Annotated in this window: 4 protein-coding genes and 1 pseudogene; 3 read left to right on the top strand and 2 right to left on the bottom strand. The window is 60.7% G+C overall.

From position 1 onward, the window contains the following. Both FY112_RS09110 and FY112_RS09105 read right to left on the bottom strand, forming a co-directional pair. Nucleotides 1–369 (bottom strand): response regulator (locus tag FY112_RS09110; protein ID WP_151518224.1); only part of this gene is annotated, 369 nt, incomplete at its 3' end. A 126-nt stretch (nucleotides 370–495) separates the two neighbouring features. Then, entirely contained in the window at nucleotides 496–1,545 is a 1,050-nt protein-coding gene (locus FY112_RS09105; protein ID WP_131619799.1) for an alpha/beta hydrolase, read from the bottom strand. Nucleotides 1,546–1,904: 359 nt separating this feature from the next. Between FY112_RS09105 and FY112_RS09100 the strand changes: the two genes are divergently transcribed. The 3 genes and pseudogenes from FY112_RS09100 to FY112_RS37535 form a co-directional block, all read left to right on the top strand. Continuing rightward, nucleotides 1,905–3,680: a cytochrome c biogenesis protein DipZ gene (locus tag FY112_RS09100; protein ID WP_131718597.1), complete on the top strand. Its 1,776-nt coding sequence runs from the start codon at nucleotides 1,905–1,907 to the stop codon at nucleotides 3,678–3,680. Nucleotides 3,681–3,731: 51 nt separating this feature from the next. Continuing rightward, on the top strand, nucleotides 3,732–4,490 hold the full coding sequence (locus tag FY112_RS09095) for an alpha/beta hydrolase (RefSeq protein WP_151518216.1): 759 nt from the start codon (nucleotides 3,732–3,734) through the stop codon (nucleotides 4,488–4,490). A 399-nt stretch (nucleotides 4,491–4,889) separates the two neighbouring features. Next, nucleotides 4,890–4,988, top strand: a pseudogene (locus FY112_RS37535) (DeoR/GlpR transcriptional regulator); the annotation flags it as partial.

Here is a 4,988-nt window from a genome sequence, read left to right as displayed (position 1 = left end):
GCGCCGCAGCACCGCCTTGATGCGGGCGAGAAGCTCACGCGCAGCAAAGGGCTTGGGAAGATAGTCGTCGGCGCCCATCTCCAGCCCGAGTATCCTGTCCATCTCGTCGGTGCGGGCCGTCAGCATCAGGATCGGAATCGCCTTGTGCCGGCCGGCGCGCAGTTCGCGGCACAGCACCAGCCCGTCATCGCCGGGCATCATCAGATCGAGCACGATCAAGTCGACCGCATTGGCTTCGACAAAACTGCGCATCTGCCGTCCGTCGGCAGCAACGCTCGTGCGCAGACCATTCTTCTGCAGATAGCCCGATACCAGCTCGCGGATTTCGCGATCGTCATCGACGATCAGGATGTGATCGACATGATCCATATTTCCCTGTTCCTTATCGATAGAATCGGCCGCGTCTGTCGCTTCGTTGCTGACCGAAGCGACAGACGCGAGCTACGCACATTCCGCCGGCCGGAGCAACGAGGCTCTGCAACCGGCATCGTCGACCTAGAAGCGATCGACGTCTATGACCGCCTGCGCAAAAGCCTGCGGCGCTTCCTGAGGCAGGTTGTGGCCAATGCCGCCGCCGATCGTGCGATGCTCGTATTTGCCGGAGAATTTTCCGGCGTAAGCGGAAGGCTCCGGATGCGGCGCACCGTTTGCATCACCTTCCATGGTGATGGTCGGCACCGAAATGATGGGCGTTGTGGCAAGCGTCGTCTCGTAGGCATCATACTTGGCCTCGCCTTCGGCAAGCCCGAGGCGCCAGCGGTAATTGTGAATGACGATCGCGGCGTGGTCAGGATTGGCGAAGGCGGCGGCCGATCTGTCGAATGTCGCATCGTCGAAGTTCCACTTCGGCGAAGCAGTCTGCCAGATGAGCTTTGCGAAATCGTGCGTGTTGCTCTCGTATCCCTGACGACCGCGTTCGGTGGCGAAATAGAACTGGTACCACCAGGCAAGTTCGGCTTTCGGCGGAAGCGGCTTCTTGTTGGCCTCCTGGCTGCCGATCAGGTAGCCGCTTACAGATACCATCGCCTTGCAGCGCTCGGGCCAGAGCGCCGCCATAATATTGGCGGTCCGCCCACCCCAGTCGTATCCAGCAATGACAGCCTTCTCGATATCCAGCGCATCGAGCAGCGCGATCATGTCGGCGGCGAGCGCTGACGGCTGGCCGTTACGCGGCGTCTGATCGTCCAGGAAGCGCGTCGTCCCGTAACCGCGCAGATAAGGCACGATCACCCTGTAGCCTGCCGCGGCAAGCAGCGGCGCGACATCGACGAAACTATAGATGTCATAGGGCCAGCCATGCAGCAGCAATACGACCGGGGCATCCGCCTTTCCCGCCTCGGCATAACCGATGTCGAGCACGCCTGCCTTGACCTGTTTCAGCGCTTCGAAGGACGTGTTGGTTCCAGGCTTTATAGCTGGCACCGATGCGGCCGTCGCAGACGACTGGGCGGCGGCCATGCCGGCCACGCCGAACTCGACGACCGCAAGGGCGACTGCCGTCATGCCGAAGAAACGGCGGCGGTGATGGTTGATTTGCTCTGACATCGGTCTCTCCTGTCGAATGGATCACAGTGCGGATATGACGCGGCGCTTGTATCGACCATATGTCGCAAGTCCTCGGTTTTTGAATACGGATGTAGCTTCCGGCCATCGGGATACATTCTGATACAATCGCGCCGACCGAGCAAAGCATCCACCGGCAGCAGCCATTTCGCGGCGGTCCACCGCCGGGACGGTAGTTTGTATCGCTTTGTATCGTCCGCGCCTCATCGCAATGGTTCGGTACATTTCCCAGCCAAACCCGACACATCCGGGATACGTCCGCCCGGCCATATCCCCGGCGTTGCTGGTTCGGGCCCCATCGCCGTCCAGAGCCCGATCAATCGGTTTCAAAGGAAACGATGATGACACTTCTGATCATTGCCTATCTCGGAGGCGCGCTGACGATCCTCAGCCCGTGCATCCTGCCCATCCTCCCCTTCGTCTTCGCGCGTGCCGGACAGCCCTTCGTCAGAAGCACGCTGCCTATGCTGGCGGGCATGGCCGCCACCTTCGCGCTGGTCGCCACACTGGCCGCAGTCGGCGGCAGCTGGGCCATTCGGGCCAATGAATATGGCCGCCTTGCCGCCATCGTTCTGCTTGCTCTCTTCGGCGCAAGCCTGCTTTCACCGCGTTTCGCAAGCACGCTTGCCCGCCCGGTCGTCGACCTTGGCAACAATCTTATCAACGCCACCGGCAGCGGACGCGGCGCCACGGCTGTGAAAAGCTCGCTTCTTCTCGGCGTCGCCACCGGACTGCTCTGGGCGCCCTGCGCCGGTCCGATTCTCGGCCTTGTGCTGACCGGAGCCGCATTACAGGGCGCTAATCTGCAGACGACCTTCCTGCTGATCGCTTATGCCGCTGGTGCTGCAAGTTCGCTTGCGGTCGCCCTGCTTGTCGGCGGCCGGATATTCACCGCCATGAAGCGTTCGCTCGGCGTTGGCGACAGGATTCGTCAGGGGCTCGGCGCTGCCGTGTTGGCGGGTGTCGCCGTCATCGCGCTCGGCCTCGACACCAGCCTGCTCGCCCGGCTCTCCTATGCCAGCACCGCATCGCTGGAACAGGCCGTGCTCGACAGGCTGCATGCAAAGCCGCTCAGTGGCGCATCTTCCGAGCTGGCGAGCAACGAAGTGATGATCGCCGCAGCCGATGCGAAGAACCCCTTCCGTAGCGACTTGCCCGTCGAAGGCCCCGCCCCTTCGCTCGACGGCGCGGTCGAATGGCTGAACTCTGAGCCTCTCACCACGGAACAGCTGCGCGGCAAGATCGTGCTCGTCGATTTCTGGACCTATTCCTGCATCAACTGCATTCGTACCATCCCCTATGTCAGAGCATGGGCCGAAAAATATGCGGCCCAGGGTCTCGTGGTGATCGGCGTCCATGCCCCGGAATTTGCCTTCGAGAAGAAGATCGACAACGTCAAGAAGGCAATTGGCGACTTCCAGATCGGCTATCCCGTTGCGATCGACAATGACTACGGCATCTGGCGCGCCTTCGAAAACAGCTACTGGCCTGCCGCTTATCTGATCGATGCCAAGGGCCAGATCCGCTACCACCATTTCGGCGAAGGCAATTATAACAGGACCGAAAAGGCCATTCAGGACCTTCTGCGCGAAGCCGGCAGCCAAACGACGGCAAGTGCGCCGGTCGTGCCGGATGCCAAGGGCGTGGAAGCAGGTCCTGATCTCGGCAATATCCGCTCCGGCGAAACCTATCTCGGCTACGAACAGGCGGCGAACTTCGCCTCTCCCGAAGGGCTGCAGGCCGACACGGCGAAAAGCTATTCGATCGCCGAACCCGGCCTCAATGGCTGGGGCCTGTCTGGAATCTGGACCGTCGGCCGGGATCAGGCGACGCTTGATCAGCCGGGCGGCGGCATCACCTACCGCTTCAGCGCCCGCGATCTGCATCTCGTTCTTGGGCCTGGCGCCGGCGACAAGCCGATCCGCTTCCAGGTGAAGATCGACGGCAAGGCGCCAGGGCCCGATCACGGGTCAGACGTCGATGCCGATGGCAATGGCACGGTGACCACGACGAGGCTTTATCAACTCGTCCGCCAGTCCGGCACGGTCGCCGCCCGCAACTTCGAGATCCGCTTCCTCGATCCCGGCGTGCAGGCTTACGCCTTCACATTTGGCTGAACCTGAACGCAGCAATCGCGATCATCAACAACGACCAAAGGAGTGATAGTCATGAACAAACGTCTTCTTTTCACTGCAGCACTTGCATTTGCCACCACCGCCATCGCGTTCGCAGCAGAGGCTGCCACGGTCAAGAACATCGTGATCGTCCATGGCGCGCTGGCCGACGGCTCGGGATGGCGCAAGGCGACGGACATTCTCGAGAAGCGCGGCTTCAACGTCACCATCGTCCAGCAGCCCACCACCTCGCTCGACGACGATGGGGCGGCGACCAAGCGCGTTCTCGACCTTCAGGACGGACCGGTCCTGCTCGTCGGCCATAGCTACGGCGGCATGGTCATCACCGAAGCTGGCAACGACCCCGCCGTCGCGGGCCTGGTCTATGTCGCGGCGTTCCAACAAGACAAGGGCGAAAGTCTGCTCAGCCTCGCCAGCTCGAAGCACGCCGGCAGCATGGATATAAAGGAAACGAAGGACGGCAAATATCTCTATCTCGATCCGGGCGCCTTCGCCGCAGCTTTCGCAGCCGACCTTCCGCAAGCCGAAGCCGATTTCATGGCAAAGTCACAGGTCTTCGCCGCAAAGCAGGCATTCTCCGCCAAGATCACTCAGGCTGCATGGCGGACGAAGAAAAGCTGGTCGATCGTCGCCACCGAGGATCGCTCCATCAACCCCGAGCTGGAACGTGACATGGCAAAACGTGCCGGAAGCGACGTGACTGAAATAAAGGCAAGCCACGCCGTCTTCGCATCCCAACCGGAAAAGGTCGCCGATGTGATCGAAACGGCAGCAAGGAAAGCCGGCGAGTAGCACGCGCAGCCAGGAATGTCTTAAGCAGTCGCAAGGATGAAGCCCCTGGTCGGAGGGCCACCCGACCGGAGGCGTAACGAAGTCGCCCCTGCCGGTCGAAATGTCGATCTCGTGGTCCCCTGCTTCCCGCAGTCGAAGTCGGGCACCCACTTATGCGACATTGTGACCATTCCATCAAAAAATGGAAGATCAGTCACAAATTCTCATTTCAAATCGCGGGGTTTCCCTATAAAATTGAGGCGATATGCCGTGTCGCGCGCAACCGGCTGGTGCAGAAGCTGTATCTCGGCGCAAATGCCGGATCGTAGGTCGAGGGAAAAACTAGATGGGAATGGCAGTCCCTTGTTAAATTTTCATCAGAACACTATTGCAGTGTAAACGATAAGGGAGACATGCGATATGGATAGTCGCAGGGGCCGGCGCATCGCAGTCTTATCCGAGGCCCTTTCACAACATCGCATTCTACACATCAAGAATGCTGCCGAGATCCTGGGCGTC

This window comes from Rhizobium sp. PEPV16 (assembly GCF_008919455.1).
GTDB lineage: Bacteria > Pseudomonadota > Alphaproteobacteria > Rhizobiales > Rhizobiaceae > Rhizobium > Rhizobium leguminosarum_Q.
The sequence above is the reverse complement of the archived record's forward strand: the minus strand, read 5'-3'. Positions and strand labels throughout refer to the sequence as shown.

Bases quoted from the DNA above. Each gene is read 5' to 3' on its own strand.
- FY112_RS09105 (WP_131619799.1), bottom strand. From the start codon at position 1,545: ATGTCAGAGCAAATCAACCATCACCGCCGCCGTTTCTTCGGCATGACG.
- FY112_RS09100 (WP_131718597.1), top strand. From the start codon at position 1,905: ATGACACTTCTGATCATTGCCTATCTCGGAGGCGCGCTGACGATCCTC.
- FY112_RS09095 (WP_151518216.1), top strand. From the start codon at position 3,732: ATGAACAAACGTCTTCTTTTCACTGCAGCACTTGCATTTGCCACCACC.